Raw genomic sequence first — 19,273 nt, forward strand, 5'->3', positions numbered from 1 at the left:
TAATGGGCCAACGCGACTCGGGAGTGTCCCTCATGCCTGCCTATCGTTCCCGTACCACCACCCATGGCCGCAACATGGCCGGCGCCCGCGGCCTCTGGCGGGCGACGGGGATGAAGGACGAGGATTTCGGCAAGCCGATCATCGCGGTGGCGAACAGCTTCACCCAGTTCGTGCCGGGCCATGTCCATCTGAAGGATCTTGGCCAGCTCGTCGCGCGCGAGATCGAGGCGGCAGGCGGTGTCGCCAAGGAATTCAACACCATCGCGGTCGACGACGGCATCGCCATGGGCCATGGCGGCATGCTCTATTCGCTGCCCAGCCGCGAGCTGATCGCCGACAGCGTCGAATATATGGTCAACGCCCATTGCGCCGACGCGCTGGTCTGCATCTCCAATTGCGACAAGATCACGCCCGGCATGCTGATGGCGGCGATGCGGCTCAACATCCCGGCGGTGTTCGTCTCGGGCGGGCCGATGGAGGCCGGCAAGGTGGTCGTGAAGGGCGAGAAGCGCGCCCTCGACCTGGTCGACGCGATGGTCGTCGCCGCGGACGAGTCCTATAGCGACGAAGAGGTGAAGACGGTCGAGCGCTCCGCCTGCCCGACCTGCGGCAGCTGCTCGGGCATGTTCACCGCCAATTCGATGAACTGCCTGACCGAGGCGCTTGGCCTCTCGCTGCCGGGCAACGGCTCGGTGCTCGCGACGCACGCCGATCGCGAGCGGCTGTTCCGCGAGGCGGGGCGGCTGATCGTCGATCTCGCCAAGCGCTGGTACGAGCAGGATGACGAGACCGCGCTGCCCCGCGGTATCGCCACCTTCGCCGCCTTCGAGAATGCGATGAGCCTCGATATCGCGATGGGCGGATCGACCAACACGGTGCTCCACCTGCTCGCCGCCGCCCAGGAAGGCGGGGTGGATTTCACTATGGCCGACATCGACCGGCTGTCGCGCCGCGTGCCCTGCCTGTGCAAGGTCGCGCCGGCCAAGGCGGACGTGCATATGGAGGATGTCCACCGCGCCGGCGGCATCATGTCGATCCTCGGCGAACTGGAGCGCGGCGGGCTGATCGATGCGAGCCGGCCGACCGTCCACGCCCCGACGCTCGCCGACGCGCTCGCCCGCTGGGATATCGGCCGCAGCGACAGCGAGGCGGTGCGCAGCTTCTTCCGTGCGGCGCCGGGCGGCGTGCCGACGCAGGTGGCGTTCAGCCAGTCGGCGCGCTGGGAGGAACTCGACACCGATCGCGAGGGCGGCGTCATCCGCTCGGTGGAGCATCCTTTCTCCAAGGATGGCGGCCTCGCCGTGCTGTTCGGCAATCTCGCGCCGGAAGGCTGTATCGTGAAGACCGCGGGCGTCGACGAATCGATCCTGACCTTCACAGGCAAGGCGCGCGTCTATGAGAGCCAGGACGCAGCGGTGGCCGGCATCCTCGGCAACCAGGTCGAGGCCGGCGACGTCGTCGTCATCCGCTATGAGGGGCCGAAGGGCGGGCCGGGCATGCAGGAAATGCTGTACCCGACCAGCTATCTGAAATCGAAGGGGCTGGGCAAGGCGTGCGCGCTGATCACCGATGGCCGCTTCTCGGGCGGAACCTCGGGCCTGTCGATCGGCCATGTCTCGCCCGAGGCGGCGGAAGGCGGGCTGATCGCGCTGGTCGAGACCGGCGATCCGATCGTGATCGACATTCCCAATCGCGTCATTCGCCTCGATCTCGACGACGCCGTGATCGCCGAGCGCCATGGGACGATGGAGGCGAAGGGCAAGGCGGCATGGAAGCCGCTTGGCCGCAAGCGCGCCGTTTCGCCGGCGCTGCGGGCCTATGCGGCGATGACCACCAATGCGGCGCGCGGCGCGGTGCGCGATGTCAGCCAGGTCGAGGACTGAGATCGCGTCCGGCCGGTAAGGTCTACACATCGCTAACCAATAAGGCTAACTTGCCCCCGGGGAAGTGACACCCGGGGGGTAATGTGGCGTTAAAGGGGGCTGCGTGCGGCGTGATGCTGTGCGCCATGATCGGATCCGGGCCGGCGCTGGCCGCGGATGGGGCAAGCACGGAGACGGCGCCGGCCGAGGACGTGACGATCGTCGTCACCGGCGAGAAGCAGGATCGAACGCTGCAGCAGACGCCGTCCAGCGTCGCAGTGGCGACCGGCAGGACCATCGTCGACCAGAATCTCATCAGCGTCTACGACGTGCTCGATCGCATGGCGAACGTCGTCGTCAATGGCAATCGCACCAGCTTCTCGATCCGCGGCATCGATGCATCGAACGTGCTGGGTGGCGGCGATGGCGCGCTGGCGAGCGTCTATCTGGATGGAGCGGTGTTGCCCAAGGCGGCGCTGGTCACCGGCCCGCTCGATCTCACCGACATCGCGCAGGTCGAGGTCTTTCGCGGCCCGCAGTCGACGGTGCAGGGGCGCAACGCGCTGGCCGGCGCGGTGATCATCCGCACGGCCGATCCCAGCTATGACTGGTCGGGCCGCGCGCGGCTGCTGCTCGCGGACAAAACGGGTGAGCGGCGGGCGAGTGCGGCGATCGGCGGCCCGATCGTCGACGGGCAGATCGCCTTCCGGCTCGCCGGGGAGATCGCCCGCAGCGATGGCCTCGTCCGCAACGTCAATGCCGGCGGCGATGCCGATCGGCGCAAGTCGGAGACGCTGCGCGGCAAGCTGCTGTTCACGCCCGCCGCAGTTCCGGGGCTGCGCGTCGTCGCCACCTACATGCACGATCGCCATCGCCGCGGCGGCCTGTATGTCGAACTCCAGCCGCCCTACGCGCCGGAGGATCGCGTCTCGACCTCGGATCTGATCGACGTCACCGAAGTGAAGAGCGACATCGCGACGCTCGACATCGGCTATGATCTCGGATCGGGGCTGACGCTCAAGGCGGTCGGCAATTACAGCCATATCCGCAGCCACTATGCCTATGATCCCGACCATAGCGCGGATCCCGGGCAAATCGCGGTGATCGACGATCCGAACAAGACCTATCAGCAGGAACTGCGGCTGAATGTCGACTGGAACTGGCTGCAGGGCCTGATCGGCGCTTATTATCTGCGCGACGACAATCGCGGCTATTTCTTCGGTGCGACGCAGAATCTCTCGCTGCGCCGACTGGGCGTGGATCAGTCGCTGCTCAAGCTGGGTCTGCCCCAGGCGACCGTCGACACGGTGATCAATCTCTACGGCAGCGGCGTGCCGATCGTGAACAGCCTCGATCAGCCGAGGGTCACGCAAAACCATGCCGCTTTCGCCGATTTCACCGTGCCGATCACAACCCGCCTGCGGCTGCGCGCGGGCCTGCGCTACGATCGGGAAAGCCAGCGGCGCGGCATCGACCAGCGCGTGGCGATCGACAAGCCGCTGCCCGATCCTGCCGCCTATCCGGGGCTGGGGCCGATCATCGGGCAGATCAACGGTCTGTTGCAGGCGACGGCTGCGGCGGCGACCAGCTACCAGCCCGAACGCACGGTGCGCTACCATGCCTGGCTTCCGAAGATCGGGCTCAGCTATGACGTCATGCGCGACATGACGCTGAGCCTGACCGCGCGGCGTGGTTATCGCGCGGGCGGATCGGGGCTCAACCAGCAGCGTGGGCAGGTGTTCGTGTTCAATCCCGAATTCACCTGGAATTACGAGCTGGCGCTGCGTTCGGCCTGGTTCGACCGGCGGCTGACGTTCAATGCCAACCTCTACAGGATCGACTGGAAGGACCAGCAGGTCTCCGTCCAGCTGACGCCCGGCTCGGCCTTCGACAAGCAGGTGATCAATGCCGGTCGCTCGCGGCTCTACGGGCTCGAGGCGGAATTCAGCGCGCGGCCGACCGCCACGATCAGCCTCGGCTGGGGCGCGGGCTACAGTCGCACCAAGTTCACCGATTTCGACGTCGGCATCGGGCAGGTGCTGCAGAGCGCGGCTGGCAACGAATTCCCCAATGCGCCGCGCTGGACGCTGTTCGGCAGCGTCACCTGGCAGCATCCCAGCGGCCTCTTCGCCAACATCAACGCCCGCTACCGCAGCGCCTTCTATCAGAGCGCACTGGTGCAGACCCACCGCGACATCCGCCCGCTGACTCTCGCCAATGCCAAGCTCGGCTGGCAGGGCGAGCATCTCGGCGCCTTCCTGATCGTCTCGAACATCTTCAACGTCGAGAAGCCGGTGACGAGTGCGCTCGATCCGGATGGTCGGCTGCGCGGCATGGTGAGCGAACCGCGCGTGATGGGGCTGAGCTTCGAGGGGCGGTTCTAGAGCACCGTGCGGAAAAGTGTTTTCCGCAGAAACGATGCGACGCCTTTCATCCTCCCCCGCGGGAGAGGATTAAAGCGCCAATTCTCTCTCGATCCGCTCGAACAGCACGCCGGTGCCGTGTATGCGCTCTTCGAGATCCTGATGGCCGTCCAGCAGGGCGATCTGCTCGATGAAGGTCATCCGCGTGCCGGCGGGAGTGGGCGCGAACAGCACGGTGACGAGCGAGGCGGAGAGGCGGACGTCGTCGACATGGATGTCGTAGGCGTAGATGATCCGCTCGTCCGGCACGATGTCGAGATATTGGCCTTGGAACAGGTGCACATTGCCGCCCGGACCGACGACGCGGCTGATCTCGCTTCCATAGGGGCGGAAATCGAGACTGAAATAGGTGTTGGTGGTGAGATCGTCACACGCCGCCCAGCGCTTCTTCGCCTCGGGGTCGGACCAGGCTCGAAAGACGCGGGCGGGATGCGCCGCCAACTCGCGCTCCAACGTGAAACTGCGATGATCGACGCTGCGTGCAGTCATGGCAGTTTTGCCTCCTCTTCCGCCAGAAAGGCGTCCAGCCGGTCGAAGCTGCGGCTCCAGCGGGCCTTGCGAAGCTCTACCCAGCGATCGATCCGCGCCAGCGCATCGGGCGCGAGGCGATAGGTGCGGACCCGGCCGAGCTTGGCGGATTCGACCAGCCCGCCCGATTCCAGTACGGCGAGATGCTTCATCACCGACGGCAACGCCATGGCGAAGGGGGCCGCAAGTTCTTTTACTGACGCGGGGCCCGTGCCCAGCCGGTCGATCATCGCGCGGCGGGTGCCGTCCGCCAGCGCGTGGAACAGGCGATCGAGGGCGCCCGCATCGCCCGCATCCTGGATCATGCCGCTTGCCGGAAGCGGGCGGGGATATCTGCGTTGAACGGATAATATTCGAAATAGGGCTGCGCCTCGGCGATCACGTGGCGAAAACTGGGGCGCTCCGCCAGTCGCTCGAAATAGGCGGCGAGATGCGGGTGATCGGCAAAGGGCCGAACGATGCCGGCGTAGAAAAGGCCCGGCGCGGCCGCGCAATCCGCCATGCTGAACGCGTCGCCTGCGGCCCAGCGCCGGTCGGCCAGATGCGCATCGAGCATCGTATAGGCGGTTGCAAGCGTCGCCTTGGCATCGGCGATGCCGGCGGGATCCTTGGCGTCCGCCGGGCGCAGATGATCGCTGACGAACTTCTGCATCGGCACCTGGACATACAGGTCGAAGAAGCGATCCCATAGCCGCACCTCCAGCCGCGCGTCGGCATCGCCGGGCAGCAGCGGCAACGCGCCGGGATGATGATCCTCGAGATATTCGATGATGATCGAGGTCTCGGGGATGGTGCGGCCGCGCGCGGCATCCACCAGCACAGGCATCTTGCCGATCGGCCAGAGGGCGAGATGATCGGCGCGAGACTGCGGCTCGCCGAGATTCACGATCACGCCGTCATAGGCGAGGCGTTTCTCCTCGAGCGCCAGCACCACCTTCCAGCAAAAGGAGGCGAGCGGATGGTGGTGCAGGGTCAGCGTCATAGGTCTCTCCTAAAACTTATCTCATCAGCTTACTATTGAGGAGGGACGCTAGCCGCAAGAAAAAATAAGCCGATCGGATAACTATGCCGCCGACACCGTCCGGGCTGCCACGATCGCGGCGGCGGTGCTGCAGCCGCGGCAGGCGGCGGGCACTATGCCGCGGTCCAGCGTGCCCACCAGCGCGGCGCGCCGGGCGTCGCCGCCCGCGCGATCGGCGGCGGCAGCGAAGGCGTCCGTTTCCTCCTTCATGAAGCAGCATCCCGTCACGGTACCGGTTGCGTTCAGATAGGCGCCGTGGTCGAGCCAGGGGCAGGTGGCGCGGGCCGGATCGAATCCGGCGTAGAGCGCGTGATAGAAATAATCCTCCGTGCGGCGAACCGGCAGCGCCTGGCCGAGCGCGGCGCGCAGCGCGAGGAAGCGCCGCCAGTCTTCGCCGGCCAGTAATTGTGCGGTCATCGCCGGATCATAGCGATCGGCATAGGACGCCATGGTCTGCAGTGGCTGAACGAGCAGTCCACCGTCCAGCCGCTCGGCCATGTACAGATCGCAAATACCCTGCAGCGCGCCGATCGTCTCGCGCAGCACGGTGACGGCAAGGCCGATCACCGGCTGCGTCTGCCCCCGCGCGCGGCGGCGCGCGGCGAGCCTCGCAATGCCTTGGCGCACCTTGGCGAACTTGCCGCCGCGGATGCGCCGGAACTGGTCCGGATCGGCACTCTCCATCGAGATGTGAATGGAAGCCAACCCGGCCACCAGCAGTCGTTCGATCCTCTCCTCGTCCAAGAGGCTGCCATTCGTGATCAGCCCGACCGCGATGCCCCGCGCTCGGCATTCCGCCGCCATGTCGAAGAAGCGAGGATGCAGCAATGGCTCGCCTTCGCCCTGCAGTTCGACATGGAGGAGGCCGGGATGGGCATCGAGGAAGGCGACGAAAGCCTCCCACGCCAGATCACCCTGCCGCATCGATCGCCCCGCGCAGAAGCCGCATGCGAAGTTGCAACGCGTCGTCGGCTCGATCTGGGCATGGGTGACGTCGGCCACGGTGACGAGCCTAACGCTGTGCTGCCAAAAGCAAAGCCCCGCGCTTGCCGACCCGCAGCCGGAACATGACAGTCAGTTAATTGGACTGTCAATGTTGCGTACCATATCCGGCCTCTCCGAGAGGAGCGGGGCGATGATCGAAGAAGTCCCCTGGTACGACGCGATCGCGCTGCCGGCGCTGCTGCGGCACGCACGCACCACCTACGGTGCCGCGATGCGGCATGCACTGGTCGAGGCCGGCTATGACGACATTCCGAAAAACGGCCTCTATGTGATCGGCGGCCTCGCGCTTGGCGCGGGCGGCGTACCGCTCGGCCAGCTCATTCGCGAGCTGGGCGTGGCCAAGCAAACGGCCGGGCAACTCGTCGACACGCTGGTGTCGCGTGGCTATCTCGCACGCACGGTTGACGGCGAGGACAGGCGTCGGCTGACGGTCACCCTCACCGAGCGCGGACATGCGGCCGCGGCGGTGCAGGGGGCGGCACGCGCGCGGATCGATGCGGCGCTTGCCGCCGCGGTCGATGCAGGAGATCTGCGGCGCACCCGCCGCACGCTCGCCGCGCTGATCGAAATCGGCCGCAGCGAAAGAGCGCCCGCGGAGCATTGAGCGATGTGGGTGCCGGGCGGCCTCAGCCGGTGACGCCCACTGCCGCTTCCGCCGCCTCGAAGCCTATCTTCGAATGCTGCCCGTCGCAGAAGGGCTTGTTCACCGACGCGCCGCAGCGGCACAGGAAGACGCGGCTCTTGCCCGCCACGTCGATCAGATTGCCGTTGCCGTCGCGCAGTTCCAGCGCGGTCAGATCCCCCGTCACCAGATAGGGGCCGTTTTTGGTGGTGACGATATCGATGGCCATGGTTCGTCTCTCCGTTACGCCATGAGCGTGGAGCGTCCGGACCTGTGGGCCGTGGCGCCTCACCAAAGCGAGCATACACCGATGCGCGTGGCGATACAGCCTCGTCCGGACGCGCCGGTGCGCGCATCCGGCTTGCATCGCCGGGGCGGTGCGGCGACGCTTCCGCCGGAAGGGGCATCGCCATGGATCTGCAACTGACGGGAAAACGCGCCATCGTGACAGGCGGCAGCCGCGGCATCGGCCGGGCCATCGCGCGGGCGTTGCTGGACGAAGGGGTGCGTGTCGCGATCGGCGAGGGCGTGAGAGCGGCGGCGGCGGTGCTCACATCCGAAGGCGGCGAGGCGCATGGCTTCGCGGTCGATACGCGCGACGATGCGTCGGTCGATGGCTTTGTCGCGGCGGCCGCAGCCGCGCTCGGCGGCATCGACATCGTCGTGAACGCCGCGGCGCAGCCCGCCTCGACCGCGCCGACGGCGGGGATCGCGGGCGTCTCCTCCGCTGGGGCCGGATCATCAATATCAGCGGCCTCAACGCGCGGCTTTCCAGCAATATCGTCGGGGCGATCCGCAATGTCGGCGTCTCCGCCCTGACGAAGACGCTGGCCGACGAACTGGGGCCGCACGGCATCAACGTCACCGTCGTCCATCCCGGGCAGACCCGTACGGAGCGCACCGCGGCGATCGTCGCGGATCGCGCCGCTGCGGACGGCACGTCGAAGGCCGAGGCGGAGAGGGCGCTCTATGGCGGCTCGCTGATCGGCCGCATCGTCGAGGCGGAGGAAGTGGCGGACGTCGTCGTCTTTCTCGCCTCGCCCCGCAGCGTCGCGATCACCGGCGATGCGATCGCGGCGGGCGGAGGATTACGCGGTTCGATCCATTATTGAGGGGCTTCCTTTATCCTCCCCGGAACGGGGCCACCGTACTCGCCCATCGTTGATTCGGGACTTTTTTCGTCCCCCAGCTCCCGCTGGCATGACGCGCGAAAAAACGCGGCCGGATCGATGCGGGAATCCGGGAGCTCCCCTCCCGGGGGGGGGGGGGACGAACTGAGAGCTACTGCCCCTCGCCGCCATTTGCCGCTGCACCGGCATCGCCGTCGCTGCCGCGGTCGGTGCGCGCCGTCATGCCGGTCGCGTCGGCATCGTCGAGCACCTGCTGGTCGGGCATGACTTCGGGCGGCGGCGGGGCTTTGGGTGCTTCCGCCTTGGGCGCCTCCACCGGCTTCTCGACCTTGGGCGCGGGCGGCGGCGCGGGTTTCGCCGGCTCGGTGACGTTGCTCTCGTTCGCCGCGGGTTCTTCCGGCTTGTGGCAGGCCGCGGCAAACAGGGCGAGCAGCGTCGCGCCCGCGAGTATCGGCAGTCTCCGCCGCATGGTGCTTTCTCTCCTCATCGTGCGGCCATCTGCTGCTTGGCCCGGTCGGCGCTGGTCTTGAGCCGGTCGGCAAGTGCGCTGTCCCAGCTATAGGGATCGGCGAGGAAGCTCACCCGCCCGTCGGCGCTGGCATAAGCCGTCCAGTAGAACAGGAAGACGGCGATCCGCTCGGGCAGCGGCGCACGCACGGTGCTGCCCTTGGCGAGCGCGGCATCGACGGCGTCCGGCGTCCAGTCGGTCGAGCCTTGCAGGGTCAGCTTGGCGAGGTCGACCGGATGGGCCAGCCGCACGCAGCCATGGCTGGCCAGCCGGCTGTAGCGATCGAACGTGCCCTGCGACGGCGTGTCGTGCAGATAGACGCCATAGGGATTGTCGAAATCGAACTTCACCCGGCCGAGTGCGCTCTTGGGACCGGCGGCCTGCTGCAGCCGCGCCGTCGGGCCGGATCCGATCACGCGGTAGCCGTGCGATTTCAGATAGGCGGCCCCCTTGGGCCACAGCTCGCGCTTGGCGATCGAGGTCGGCACGTTCCACGGCGGGTTGAAGACGATGCTGTGGATCATCGAACTCAGCATCGGCGTCTCGTCGCCGGGCCTCCCGGTGACGGCACGCATCGACAGCACGGGCTTGTCGGCATCGAACACGGTGAGCACGGCCGCGGCGATATTCACCTGGATGCGATGCTGCGGCAGTTCCGCCGGCAGCCAGCGCCAGCGTTCCATGTTCGCCTCGATCTGGCGGACGCGGTCATGCGCGGGTACGTTGAGCGCGGCGAGCGTCGCCTTGCCGACGCTGCCGGTCGGCTCCAGCCCGTAGCGGCGCTGCGCGCGCTGCACGGCGGCGGTGACGTCGGCATCATATTTGGCCGGCCCCTCGGGCAGCGCCGAATCCTCGATGGCGAGACGGGTGCGTAGCGCGGCGACCCGGTCTCCGCTCGCCCCCGGCACCAGATCGGTGCCCTCGGACAGCGTATCCCAGCCGCCCGCCTTCTCGATCTCGCGATAGCGGGCAAGCGCCTTCTTCAGCGTGTCATAGCCGGCATAGGGCGGCGGCAAGCTGTTGAACCAGGCGGTCAGTCGATTCTTCTGCACCGCGTCGAGAAAGCCCGGCCAGGGATCATATTCGGCGGGGCGCAGCCCCCAGTCCTTCATGAACTCCTCGGGCGCCAGGCGGCCGTGATGCACCGCCTTGGCATAATCCAGCGCGGCGTTGATCAGCGTTGTCGCATCCTGGCTGGTAGGCGCGGCGCTGGTCGCGTCGGAAGGGGCGATGCCATTGGCATCCGCCGTGTCGAGAATGGCGCGCAGCTCGCCGAGCTGAGCATCGGTAAGGCGCGGCATCGCTCTTGGCGGCGCCACGACCGGCGGTGGCGCGACCACCGAGGGCGGTGGCGGCGGGCTCTGGATAGTGGGAACCGCCTGGGGCTGGGCGGCCGCAAGCAGAACGGGCGCTGTGAGCACGGCAAGCGCCGGGCGGCGCGGAACTCGGATCAACGGAAGCACACTCCAACTGGATCTCCCCCCAGCTATGCCCCGCGGCCCGCTTCGTCAAAAGCGATTTCGTAAAATATCTCGAGGACGGGATGCCATGCGATGGCGGGGGCATTGCATGACAGAGAGATTCCTTGCCCCTCCGAAGATGGGAGGATGGGGAGTGGGGATGGAGGAGGGCCGTCTGAAACGGCCTTTGCCCACAACATTACTCAATCGAACGCGTCATACCGGCGGACTGGCGCAGCACGCTTCTGTCGAAGCAAAGCCGCGTCCAGACCTGCGGACAGACAAAAAACGGCGGGTTTTCCGGAAATTTATGAAGCTGCTTCGGCTATTCAATTCTTCTGCCTATGACATGGCTGTCGATCTCGGCACAGTGAATACCGTCATCTATGTTCGCGATCGCGGCATCGTGCTCAACGAACCTTCTGTGATTGCGATGGAAACGCTTGGCGGCATCCGGCGCGTAAAGGTGGTCGGCAACGAGGCCAAGCTGATGATGGGCAAGACGCCCGCCAACATCCAGGCGATGCGGCCGCTGCGCGATGGCGTGATCGCGGACATCCACGTCGCCGAGCAGATGATCAAGCATTTCATCGACAAGGCGCTGGGCGGCAGCCGGATGGGCCGACGGCATGAGATGGTGATCTGTGTGCCGTCCGGATCGACGATGGTGGAGCGGCGCGCCCTGCGCGACGCGGCTTCCAATGCCGGCGCCTATCGTGTGCAGCTGATCGAGGAGCCGATGGCGGCGGCGATTGGCGCGGGCCTGCCGGTGAAGGAACCGCGCGGCGCGATGGTGGTGGATATCGGCGGCGGCACGACCGAGGTGGCGGTGCTTTCGCTGCGCGGCATCGCCTACGGCAATTCGGTGCGGGTCGGTGGGGACAAGCTGGACGACGCGATCGGCTCCCATATCCGCCGCGTCCACAATCTGCTCATCGGCGAGGCGACGGCGGAGCGGGTGAAATGCGCCATCGGCGCGGCCACGCTGCCCAATGGCGAGGATCAGCAGATGATCGTCAAAGGCCGCGATCTCGTTACCGGACGCCCTTCGGAGATCATGATCGCCGGGGCGGAGATCGCGACCGCGCTGGCCGAGCCGGTGGGGCAGATCAAGAGCGCCGTCATGTCCGCGCTGGAGCAGACTGCGCCGGAGCTTGCGGCAGACATCATCGAGGAAGGCATCACCTTGACCGGTGGCGGCGCGCTGCTCCGCCGGATCGACGAAGCGGTGTCGGATGCCACCGGCCTGCCGGTGAAGGTTGCCGACGATGCCCTGATCTGCGTCGCGATGGGTGCCGGCAAGGCGCTGGAGGATTCGAGCTATGATGGCGTGCTGATGGCGTCCTGACGGCCCTTCCATTGCCAATCCGGGCGGATTGACGCAGGTTGCCCCCCGATCAGCCGGAAAAAAAGCGTCGGAGAGGTCGCATGGCATTCGGTATCGTGAAGCCGCCCGCTTGGTATTGGATCGTTGCGGTCGTGGCGCTGCTCTGGTCGCTGATGGGTTGCTTCGCCTGTTATTCGCAGCTCACGATGAGCCCCGCCGATTTTGCCAGGTTGCCCTCTGCGCAGCAGGAGACGTGGCGGTCCATGCCGGGCTGGGTGAAGGCGGACTATGCCGTCGCGGTGATCGCCGGTCTGCTCGGCAGCCTGGGGCTGCTGATGCGGCGACGCTGGGCGCGCCCGCTCTATCTCGTCTCGCTGATTGCGGTGGTGTTGCAGTTCGGCTGGGTATTCCTCGCCTCGCCAGTGCTGAAGCTGGTGGGGCCGTCTGCGATTCCCTTTCCGGCGTTGATCGTGGCGCTGGCGGTGCTGTTCTTCTGGTTCTCGGGTCTTGCGATCCGGCGGGCCTGGGTACGCTGAACCTGTTTCGTCGTGATGGCAGGGCTATCGCAGGGGCGGCGGGAGCGGCTATGCGCCATGCCGCCGGATAGGAGCAAGGAACCCGCATGACCCCCGTGATGTACGGCATCAAGAATTGCGACACGATCAAGAAGGCGCGCGACTGGCTGGCCGGACACGGCGTCGCCTATGAATTCCATGATTACAAGGCGTCGGGCATCGATCGCGCGTCGCTCGCATCATGGTGCACCGAGCATGGCTGGGAAGCGATCCTGAATCGCGCAGGCACCACCTTCCGCAAGCTGCCCGAGGCCGAGCGCCAGGGGCTGGACGAAGCGAAGGCGATCGATCTGATGATCGCGCAACCCTCGATGATAAAACGGCCGGTGCTGGATCTGGGCGATCGGCGCATCGTCGGCTTCAAGGCGGATCGCTACGAGGCCGCATTCGCATGACGCCGACCGCGAAAATCCTGCTGCTCGGCTCGGGCGAGCTGGGGCGCGAGTTCGTCATCGCCGCCAAGCGGCTCGGCTGCCATGTGATCGCCTGCGACGCCTATGCCGATGCGCCGGCGATGCAGGTCGCGGACGAAGCGGAGGTCTTCTCGATGCTGGATGGCACCGCGCTCGGCGCGGCGATCCACAAGCACAGGCCCGATCACATCGTGCCGGAGGTGGAGGCGATCCGCACCGAGGTGCTGAAGGAGTATGAGGAGCGCGGCTTTTCCGTCGTCCCATCCGCCCGCGCGACGATGATGACGATGAACCGCGATGCGATCCGCGATCTCGCGGCGAGCAGATTGGGGCTCAACACGTCGCGCTATCTCTACGCCGAATCGTTGGAGGAGATGCGCGCCGCCGTCGCCGATCTCGGCCTGCCGGTGGTGGTGAAGCCGGTCATGTCCTCGTCCGGCAAGGGGCAGAGCACGGTGCGGGCGGCCGACGCGGTCGATGCCGCCTGGGACTATGCGGTTGCCGGCATGCGCGGCGATCGCAAGCGCGTGATCGTCGAGCAATTCATCGCCTTCGACTATGAGATCACCCTGTTGACCGTGCGCACGCGTGAGGGCGTCGTCTTCTGCGATCCGATCGGCCACCGCCAGGAGCGGGGCGATTATCGCGAGAGCTGGCAGCCGACGGCGATGTCGCCCGCCGCGCTGGGCTCTGCGCAGGCGATGGCGAAGGCGGTGGTCGACGATCTCGGCGGCTATGGCCTGTTCGGCGTCGAATTTTTCGTGAAGGGCGAGGAGGTGGTTTTCTCCGAGCTGTCGCCGCGGCCGCACGACACCGGCATGGTGACGCTGATCTCGCAGGACCTCACCGAATTCGATCTGCATGCGCGCGCCATCCTCGGCCTGCCGATCCCCGGCATCGTCCAATATGGCGCAGCCGCGTCCGCCGTGGTGCTGGCCGATCGCGACGCCGCCGACTTCCGCATCGGCGGCCTGGCCGAGGCGCTGACGCCGTCGGCGCCGGGCGTCCGGATCGACCTGCGCGTGTTCGGCAAGCCGACGACGCGGCCCTGGCGCCGCATGGCCGTCGCCCTCGCGCTCGCGCCCTGCGGCACTACCGACGAGGCGCGCGCCGCCGCGGTCGAGGCCGCCTCGCGCCTCACCATAGATTATGGAAGCTGACGCCATGGCACGCACGCTCGTCTCCTCGGGTTCCCCCTTCGAGAAACAGGCCGGTTACAGCCGCGCCGTCGTCCAGGGCGACTGGTGCTTCGTCGCCGGCACGACCGGCTATGATCCGGAGACACGAGCGATGCCGGACAGCGTCGCCGAACAGGCCACCAACGCCTTCCGGGTGATCGGCAAGGCGCTCGCCGATGCCGGCTTCGCCCTCGAGGACGTGGTGCGCGCCACCTACATCATCACCGATCCGGCCTATTGGGAGCAGGCGACGCCCGCGCTCGGCGCCGTGTTCGGCGAGATCCGGCCGGCGGCGACCTGCATCGTCGCGGGGCTGATCAAGCCGGAGATGAAGATCGAGATCGAGGTGACGGCACTACGCCAGTCTTGAAGGAGAAGCTGGTCGTCATCCCGGCGTGTCCGAAGGGCACGTGCCTCCCAGGCGAGGTCGGAATGACGAGTTTGAACAAGATCCCGCGAAAGCTGGGATGACGGATACCCGAGGAGGATCCCTGAATGTCCGCCACCTATACGCTCGACACGTCCACCAGCCGCGCGAATCCGACGCCCGCGCCGATGAAGCGGTTGACCGTGCCGGCTATCCAGAAGCGCAAGGGCGGCGAGCCGCTGGTGATGCTCACCGCCTATACGGCCCGTATGGCGCAGCTGCTCGATCCGCATTGCGATCTGCTGCTGGTCGGCGACAGCCTCGGCCAGGTGATCTACGGCCTGCCGTCGTCGGTGCCGGTGAGCCTCGACATGATGTGCGCGCATGGTGCCGCGGTGGTGCGCGGCAGCTATCACAGCGTGGTGATCGTCGACATGCCGTTCGGCAGCTACGAGGCCTCGCCGCAGGCCGCCTTCGCCAGCGCGGCACGTGTGATGAAGGAAACCGGCGCAGCCGGCGTCAAGCTGGAGGGCGGCGAGGCAATGGCCGAGACGGTCGCCTTCCTCGCTGCCCGGGGCATTCCCGTGGTCGGCCATGTTGGCCTCACCCCGCAGGCGGTGAACGCGCTCGGCGGCTATGGCGCGCGCGGGCGCAGCGAGTTGGAGCGCGGGAAGATCCTGAGCGATTCCCGCGCCATTGCCGAGGCCGGTGCCTTCGCGATCGTCGTCGAAGGGGTGATCGAGCCGCTGGCGATTGACATCACCCGGGCCGTCGCCTGCCCGACCATCGGCATCGGCGGCTCGGCCGAATGCGACGGCCAGGTGCTGGTGATCGACGACATGCTCGGCATGTTCGAACGTGTTCCGCGCTTCGTGAAGCGCTTCGACGATCTGGCAACGCGCATATCCGATGCCGCCGCAGCTTATGCGGCCGAGGTGCGTGCCCGCACCTTCCCCACTTCGGAACAAACCTATCAGCGGAAGGATTGAGGCGCTTCCGCTCCGCCCGACTCGTCGCTAAGGTCCGCGCCGCCGAAACTTTGGAGACGTTGCTTGGCCGTCACGCCGCAGAATAACGATGCCTTCTTCCGCGAGGTGGACGAGGAGCTGCGCCGCGCGCAGATGACCAGCCTTTGGCAGCGCTATGGCCGCCTTGCCATCGTGGTCGTCGCGCTCGGCCTCGCCGCGCTCGCCGGCTATCTGTGGTGGAACAATCATAGCCAGCAGCTGGCGGGCCAGGATGGCGAGAAACTGAGCGGCGCGCTGCACGATCTCGGCGATCGAAAGCCCGAGCGCGCGCGTCCTGTGCTGCAGGCGCTCGCCGGCTCGCCACGCGCCGGATATCGTGCTGCCGCCGATCTTACGCTCGCCGGCATGGCCCTGGAGGGCAATGACGTCAAAGGAGCGGTCGCCGCCTATCAGCGCGTCGCCGCCGACACGAAGTTGGGCGAGCCGACTCGCGATGCCGCGCTGTTGCGCGAGACGATGGCGCAGTTCGACACGCTTCCGCCTGCTCAGGTCGTAGAACGGCTGAAGCCGCTTGCCGAGGCTGGCAACCCCTGGTTCGGAACCGCCGGCGAAATGGTCGCGATCGCCTATCTCAAGATGAACAAGCCGGAGCTTGCCGGCCCCCTATATGGCGCCATTGCCAAGAATAAGGATGTGCCCGACAGCATTCAGCGGCGGGCCCTTGAGATGGCGAGCATGCTCGGGGTGGACGTGGTCAAGGAAGCGAGCGCGGCGGCGAAGGAATGAATGGAATGAAGCGTAAGATTCTGACGACGGCCGCGCTGTGCACCGTCGTGGCGCTCGGCGGTTGCGGTATCTTCAAGGGCGGCGGAGGGCACAAGCCCAAGACGCCCGTGCTCGGCGAGCGGATTCCCGTGCTCAGCAGCGAGACGGACGTGGAGGTGGATCCTTCGCTGGCCGGCATCATGGTGACCGTGCCGGCGATCGCCGCCAACGCCGATTGGCCTCAACCCGGGGGCAACCCGCAGCATGCGATGGATCATGTCGCGCTCGGCTCCGCCCTGTCCAGGGCCTGGACGGTCAGCATCGACGGCGGTGGCAAACGCGCGCGCCTGGCCGCGGCGCCGATCGTGGCCAACGGCAATGTCTATGTGATCGACACCAAGGCCGTGGTGCACGCCTATGAGGTGCAGGGCGGCGGAGAGCGCTGGAAGGTTTCGCTCAACGACGGCAAAGAGAAATCGGAAGTGCTGTTCGGCGGCGGCGTCTCGTTCGACAGCGGCAAGCTGTTCGCCACTGATGGCATGGGTGATGCCGTGGCGATGGATCCCTCGGATGGCAAGATCCTCTGGAAGAAGCGTCCGGGGGGACCATTGCGTGGCGCGCCGACGGTCGCGAACGGCAATGTCTATGTCGTGAGCCAGGACAACCAGATCTTTGCGCTCAACGCCGAGACCGGCGAAACCGTGTGGACGCAGGCTGCGACGGTCGAGACGGCCGGCGTGTTCGGCAGCGCATCCCCGGCGGTCGGCCAGGGCACGGTCGTCGCCGGCTTCTCCTCGGGCGAGCTCAATGCCTATCGCTACGAGAATGGGCGCACCGTGTGGCAGGATGCGCTGTCGCGCACTTCCATGTCGACCTCGGTCTCGAGCCTCGCGGATATCGATGCCGATCCGGTGATCGATCAGGGCCGCGTCTTCGCCGTCGGCCAGGGCGGCCGCATGGTCGCGATGGAGATGGTGACCGGTCAGCGCCAGTGGGAGCTCAACATTGCCGGCATCTCGACGCCATGGTCGGCCGGCGACTGGCTGTTCGTCGTCACCGACGAAGCCAAGCTGCTCTGCATCTCCAAGCTCAACGGCAAGATCCGCTGGATCACGCAGCTCGAGCGCTGGAGGAACGACAAGCCCAAGAAGGGTCCGGTCACCTGGGTGGGTCCGATCCTGGCCGGCGGACGCCTGATCCTCGCCAATTCCGAAGGACAGCTAGTCAACGTGGCGCCCGATACCGGTTCGATCGGCACGGTCACCAAGGGCGGCGGGCCGATCTATCTGCCCCCAGTGGTGGCGAGCAACACGCTCTTCATCCTCGACAATGACGGCAAGCTCAGCGCCTGGCGGTGACCTTTTTACCCTCATCCTCTCCGCAGCGGTGTCGGGGAGGACGAAGGTGGGGGGAGTGGCGGTTTCCGCATCGATAGGTTAGGGGGCGCAATGTCCCGCCTTCCACTCGTCGCGATCGTCGGCCGACCTAATGTCGGCAAATCGACGCTGTTCAACCGTCTCGTCGGCAAGCGTCTGGCCCTGGTCGACGATCGTCCCGGGGTTACGCGCGATCGGCGAGAGGGGGATGCCACGCTGCTCGGTGTCGATTTCCGCGTGATCGACACGGCCGGTTTCGAGGAAGACGATCCCCAGACGCTGCCTGGCCGCATGCGTGCGCAGACCCAGGCGGCGGTGCGTGAGGCGGATGTCGCGCTGTTCCTGATCGATTCGCGTGCCGGGGTCGTGCCGCTGGACGAGGAGATCGCTCGCTGGCTGCGTAGCGAGGATACGCCGGTCGTGCTGGTTGCCAACAAGGCCGAAGGTCGCGCGGGCGATGCCGGCCTCTATGAGGCATTCGGCTTCGGCTTCGGTGATCCGGTGCCTCTGAGTGCCGAACATGGCGAGGGCATAGCGGACCTCTTCGAGGCGCTGCTGCCTCATATCGATCGCGAGGATACGGACGAGGAGCAGGGGGATGAGGAGGAAGCGGCCGACGCGCCGCTGAAGCTCGCCATCGTCGGCCGGCCGAACGCGGGCAAGTCGACCCTCGTCAACCGGATGCTGGGTGAGGATCGCATGATCACTGGCCCGGAGGCCGGCATCACGCGCGATTCGATCGCCGTCGATTGGCAGTGGCAGGGCCGCGCGGTACGCCTGATCGACACGGCCGGGCTGCGCAAGAAGGCGAAGGTGGAGGACAAGCTGGAGAAGCTGTCCGTCGCCGACGCACTGCACGCGGTGGATTTCGCCGAAGTGGTCGTGCTGCTGCTCGATGCGACCAAGGGGCTGGAGGCGCAGGATCTGCGCATTGCCGACCGGGTGCTACAGGAAGGCCGCGCGCTGATCATCGCGCTCAACAAGTGGGACGTGGCGGAAAATGCTTCCTCGCTGTTCCAGGGCGTGCGCGGCGCGCTTGACGAGGGGCTGGCGCAGGTCAAGGGTTTGCCGCTGCTGACCGTTTCGGCGGCGACCGGCAAGGGCATCGACCAGCTGTTGCAGGTGGCGTTCGAAACCCGCGAGGCGTGGTCGCGGCGCGTCTCCACCGGCCAGCTCAACCGCTGGTTCGAGGCGGCGGTGGAAAAGAATCCGCCGCCTGCGCCGGGTGGCAAGCGGATCAAGCTGCGCTATCTTACCCAGGCCAAGACGCGCCCGCCCGGCTTCGTCCTGTTCGGTACCCGTGTGGACCAGCTTCCCGAAAGCTATCGGCGCTATCTGGTGAACGGCATAAGGCGCGAGCTCGGCTTCGGCGCCGTGCCCGTGCGGCTTACCCTGCGCGCGCCGAAAAATCCCTACGGCCGGTGATGCTGGTCGATACCCGCGGCATGCGTTGCCCCTGGCCGGTGATACGGCTGGCGCGGGCGATGCGATCCGTTGCGCAGGGCGAGGCGGTACGCCTGCTGGCGGACGATCCGGCCGCGCCGGGCGAAGTGTCGGCGCTGGTCGCGGAGCGGGGGTGGACCGTGGACAGGACCGAGGTGGTGGACGGCCTCGACTGGGTGATCGTCAAGATCTGACAGGTGTGCCTGCCGCGTCCAGACGAAGGTCGGGATCCGTTCGGGATCGTCGCATGAATCATCGCCATGCCAGCGAAAGCGGGCATGGCTCGCAAGAAGCCCGCTGTC

General features: G+C 66.8%; 22 protein-coding genes. 15 read left to right on the top strand and 7 right to left on the bottom strand.

The features are described from left to right. Window positions 1-32: 32 nt before the first annotated feature. On the top strand, window positions 33-1,883 hold the full coding sequence (gene ilvD / locus GQY20_RS04465; RefSeq protein ID WP_157215795.1) for a dihydroxy-acid dehydratase: 1,851 nt from the start codon (window positions 33-35) through the stop codon (window positions 1,881-1,883). Window positions 1,884-2,008: 125 nt separating this feature from the next. After that, on the top strand, window positions 2,009-4,246 hold the full coding sequence (locus GQY20_RS04470; protein WP_157215796.1) for a TonB-dependent receptor: 2,238 nt from the start codon (window positions 2,009-2,011) through the stop codon (window positions 4,244-4,246). A 69-nt stretch (window positions 4,247-4,315) separates the two neighbouring features. Here the strand turns inward: GQY20_RS04470 and GQY20_RS04475 are convergent, their stop codons facing one another. The 4 genes from GQY20_RS04475 to GQY20_RS31920 all read right to left on the bottom strand — a co-directional run bounded on the left by GQY20_RS04475 (window position 4,316) and on the right by GQY20_RS31920 (window position 6,836). After that, window positions 4,316-4,774: an SRPBCC family protein gene (locus GQY20_RS04475; RefSeq protein ID WP_157215797.1), complete on the bottom strand. Its 459-nt coding sequence runs from the start codon at window positions 4,772-4,774 to the stop codon at window positions 4,316-4,318. Beyond that, window positions 4,771-5,118: an ArsR/SmtB family transcription factor gene (locus GQY20_RS04480; protein ID WP_157215798.1), complete on the bottom strand. Its 348-nt coding sequence runs from the start codon at window positions 5,116-5,118 to the stop codon at window positions 4,771-4,773. Before GQY20_RS04480 ends, GQY20_RS04475 begins: the two co-directional genes overlap by 4 nt. Continuing rightward, window positions 5,115-5,795, bottom strand: a complete 681-nt coding sequence (locus GQY20_RS04485) for a glutathione S-transferase family protein (protein WP_157215799.1) — start codon at window positions 5,793-5,795, stop codon at window positions 5,115-5,117. Before GQY20_RS04485 ends, GQY20_RS04480 begins: the two co-directional genes overlap by 4 nt. An 81-nt stretch (window positions 5,796-5,876) precedes the next feature. After that, a complete protein-coding gene (locus GQY20_RS31920; protein WP_198350827.1) occupies window positions 5,877-6,836 on the bottom strand; it encodes a radical SAM protein in 960 nt (319 codons plus the stop codon). A gap of 133 nt (window positions 6,837-6,969) precedes the next feature. Between GQY20_RS31920 and GQY20_RS04495 the strand changes: the two genes are divergently transcribed. Further along, the gene (locus tag GQY20_RS04495; protein WP_157215800.1) at window positions 6,970-7,443 is read left to right on the top strand and encodes a MarR family transcriptional regulator; all 474 of its coding nucleotides are present in this window, start codon (window positions 6,970-6,972) and stop codon (window positions 7,441-7,443) included. Window positions 7,444-7,465: 22 nt separating this feature from the next. On the opposite strand, the gene GQY20_RS04500 is transcribed toward GQY20_RS04495, so the two are convergent. Continuing rightward, on the bottom strand, window positions 7,466-7,690 hold the full coding sequence (locus tag GQY20_RS04500; protein WP_157215801.1) for a CDGSH iron-sulfur domain-containing protein: 225 nt from the start codon (window positions 7,688-7,690) through the stop codon (window positions 7,466-7,468). Between the two features lie 182 nt (window positions 7,691-7,872). Here GQY20_RS04500 and GQY20_RS32785 point away from each other — a divergent pair, with 182 nt between their 5' ends. Beyond that, the gene (locus GQY20_RS32785) at window positions 7,873-8,280 is read left to right on the top strand and encodes an SDR family NAD(P)-dependent oxidoreductase (protein WP_198350828.1); all 408 of its coding nucleotides are present in this window, start codon (window positions 7,873-7,875) and stop codon (window positions 8,278-8,280) included. Beyond that, entirely contained in the window at window positions 8,241-8,573 is a 333-nt protein-coding gene (locus GQY20_RS32790; protein WP_269769723.1) for an SDR family oxidoreductase, read from the top strand. Before GQY20_RS32785 ends, GQY20_RS32790 begins: the two co-directional genes overlap by 40 nt. 169 nt (window positions 8,574-8,742) lie before the next feature. Here the strand turns inward: GQY20_RS32790 and GQY20_RS04510 are convergent, their stop codons facing one another. Together GQY20_RS04510 and GQY20_RS04515 are read right to left on the bottom strand one after the other, a co-directional pair. Next, window positions 8,743-9,060, bottom strand: a complete 318-nt coding sequence (locus GQY20_RS04510; RefSeq protein ID WP_157215802.1) for a hypothetical protein — start codon at window positions 9,058-9,060, stop codon at window positions 8,743-8,745. A 14-nt stretch (window positions 9,061-9,074) separates the two neighbouring features. Beyond that, complete coding sequence (locus GQY20_RS04515; protein WP_232475879.1) at window positions 9,075-10,553, bottom strand: L,D-transpeptidase family protein; 1,479 nt, start codon at window positions 10,551-10,553, stop codon at window positions 9,075-9,077. Between the two features lie 316 nt (window positions 10,554-10,869). On the opposite strand from GQY20_RS04515, the gene GQY20_RS04520 reads away from it, so the two are divergent. The 10 genes from GQY20_RS04520 to GQY20_RS04565 all read left to right on the top strand — a co-directional run bounded on the left by GQY20_RS04520 (window position 10,870) and on the right by GQY20_RS04565 (window position 19,165). Continuing rightward, window positions 10,870-11,907 (top strand): rod shape-determining protein, encoded by a 1,038-nt coding sequence (locus GQY20_RS04520; protein WP_157215803.1) that lies wholly within the window; start codon window positions 10,870-10,872, stop codon window positions 11,905-11,907. An 80-nt stretch (window positions 11,908-11,987) separates the two neighbouring features. Further along, window positions 11,988-12,422 carry a hypothetical protein gene (locus tag GQY20_RS04525; RefSeq protein WP_157215804.1) on the top strand — a complete coding sequence of 145 codons (435 nt, stop codon included), beginning with the start codon at window positions 11,988-11,990 and terminating at the stop codon, window positions 12,420-12,422. A gap of 86 nt (window positions 12,423-12,508) precedes the next feature. Continuing rightward, on the top strand, window positions 12,509-12,856 hold the full coding sequence (locus GQY20_RS04530; RefSeq protein WP_157215805.1) for an ArsC family reductase: 348 nt from the start codon (window positions 12,509-12,511) through the stop codon (window positions 12,854-12,856). After that, the gene (purT, locus tag GQY20_RS04535; protein WP_157215806.1) at window positions 12,853-14,034 is read left to right on the top strand and encodes a formate-dependent phosphoribosylglycinamide formyltransferase; all 1,182 of its coding nucleotides are present in this window, start codon (window positions 12,853-12,855) and stop codon (window positions 14,032-14,034) included. The genes GQY20_RS04530 and purT overlap by 4 nt, the downstream gene beginning before the upstream one ends. A 4-nt stretch (window positions 14,035-14,038) precedes the next feature. Then, the gene (locus tag GQY20_RS04540; protein WP_157215807.1) at window positions 14,039-14,422 is read left to right on the top strand and encodes a RidA family protein; all 384 of its coding nucleotides are present in this window, start codon (window positions 14,039-14,041) and stop codon (window positions 14,420-14,422) included. Window positions 14,423-14,547: 125 nt separating this feature from the next. Then, window positions 14,548-15,408, top strand: coding sequence for a 3-methyl-2-oxobutanoate hydroxymethyltransferase (panB, locus tag GQY20_RS04545; RefSeq protein ID WP_157215808.1), 861 nt, complete (start codon window positions 14,548-14,550; stop codon window positions 15,406-15,408). Window positions 15,409-15,471: 63 nt separating this feature from the next. Continuing rightward, complete coding sequence (locus GQY20_RS04550; RefSeq protein WP_157215809.1) at window positions 15,472-16,173, top strand: tetratricopeptide repeat protein; 702 nt, start codon at window positions 15,472-15,474, stop codon at window positions 16,171-16,173. Window positions 16,174-16,178: 5 nt separating this feature from the next. Continuing rightward, window positions 16,179-17,510: an outer membrane protein assembly factor BamB family protein gene (locus tag GQY20_RS04555; protein ID WP_157215810.1), complete on the top strand. Its 1,332-nt coding sequence runs from the start codon at window positions 16,179-16,181 to the stop codon at window positions 17,508-17,510. A gap of 90 nt (window positions 17,511-17,600) precedes the next feature. Beyond that, window positions 17,601-18,953 carry a ribosome biogenesis GTPase Der gene (gene der / locus GQY20_RS04560; protein WP_157215811.1) on the top strand — a complete coding sequence of 451 codons (1,353 nt, stop codon included), beginning with the start codon at window positions 17,601-17,603 and terminating at the stop codon, window positions 18,951-18,953. Beyond that, on the top strand, window positions 18,953-19,165 hold the full coding sequence (locus GQY20_RS04565) for a sulfurtransferase TusA family protein (protein WP_157215812.1): 213 nt from the start codon (window positions 18,953-18,955) through the stop codon (window positions 19,163-19,165). Before der ends, GQY20_RS04565 begins: the two co-directional genes overlap by 1 nt. Window positions 19,166-19,273 lie beyond the last annotated feature (108 nt).

It is taken from the genome of Flavisphingomonas formosensis (assembly GCF_009755815.1).
GTDB classification, from domain to species: Bacteria; Pseudomonadota; Alphaproteobacteria; order Sphingomonadales; family Sphingomonadaceae; genus Flavisphingomonas; species Flavisphingomonas formosensis.

Excerpts from the sequence above, each read along its gene's own strand:
- GQY20_RS04540 (WP_157215807.1), top strand. The coding sequence starts at position 14,039 with ATGGCACGCACGCTCGTCTCCTCGGGTTCCCCCTTCGAGAAACAGGCC.
- GQY20_RS04480 (WP_157215798.1), bottom strand. The coding sequence starts at position 5,118 with ATGATCCAGGATGCGGGCGATGCGGGCGCCCTCGATCGCCTGTTCCAC.
- GQY20_RS04520 (WP_157215803.1), top strand. The coding sequence starts at position 10,870 with ATGAAGCTGCTTCGGCTATTCAATTCTTCTGCCTATGACATGGCTGTC.
- GQY20_RS04485 (WP_157215799.1), bottom strand. The coding sequence starts at position 5,795 with ATGACGCTGACCCTGCACCACCATCCGCTCGCCTCCTTTTGCTGGAAG.
- der (WP_157215811.1), top strand. The coding sequence starts at position 17,601 with ATGTCCCGCCTTCCACTCGTCGCGATCGTCGGCCGACCTAATGTCGGC.
- GQY20_RS04510 (WP_157215802.1), bottom strand. The coding sequence starts at position 9,060 with ATGCGGCGGAGACTGCCGATACTCGCGGGCGCGACGCTGCTCGCCCTG.
- GQY20_RS04500 (WP_157215801.1), bottom strand. The coding sequence starts at position 7,690 with ATGGCCATCGATATCGTCACCACCAAAAACGGCCCCTATCTGGTGACG.
- GQY20_RS04555 (WP_157215810.1), top strand. The coding sequence starts at position 16,179 with ATGAAGCGTAAGATTCTGACGACGGCCGCGCTGTGCACCGTCGTGGCG.
- purT (WP_157215806.1), top strand. The coding sequence starts at position 12,853 with ATGACGCCGACCGCGAAAATCCTGCTGCTCGGCTCGGGCGAGCTGGGG.
- ilvD (WP_157215795.1), top strand. The coding sequence starts at position 33 with ATGCCTGCCTATCGTTCCCGTACCACCACCCATGGCCGCAACATGGCC.
- GQY20_RS04495 (WP_157215800.1), top strand. The coding sequence starts at position 6,970 with ATGATCGAAGAAGTCCCCTGGTACGACGCGATCGCGCTGCCGGCGCTG.
- GQY20_RS32785 (WP_198350828.1), top strand. The coding sequence starts at position 7,873 with ATGGATCTGCAACTGACGGGAAAACGCGCCATCGTGACAGGCGGCAGC.
- GQY20_RS04475 (WP_157215797.1), bottom strand. The coding sequence starts at position 4,774 with ATGACTGCACGCAGCGTCGATCATCGCAGTTTCACGTTGGAGCGCGAG.
- GQY20_RS04530 (WP_157215805.1), top strand. The coding sequence starts at position 12,509 with ATGACCCCCGTGATGTACGGCATCAAGAATTGCGACACGATCAAGAAG.
- GQY20_RS04470 (WP_157215796.1), top strand. The coding sequence starts at position 2,009 with ATGATCGGATCCGGGCCGGCGCTGGCCGCGGATGGGGCAAGCACGGAG.
- panB (WP_157215808.1), top strand. The coding sequence starts at position 14,548 with ATGTCCGCCACCTATACGCTCGACACGTCCACCAGCCGCGCGAATCCG.
- GQY20_RS04525 (WP_157215804.1), top strand. The coding sequence starts at position 11,988 with ATGGCATTCGGTATCGTGAAGCCGCCCGCTTGGTATTGGATCGTTGCG.
- GQY20_RS04565 (WP_157215812.1), top strand. The coding sequence starts at position 18,953 with ATGCTGGTCGATACCCGCGGCATGCGTTGCCCCTGGCCGGTGATACGG.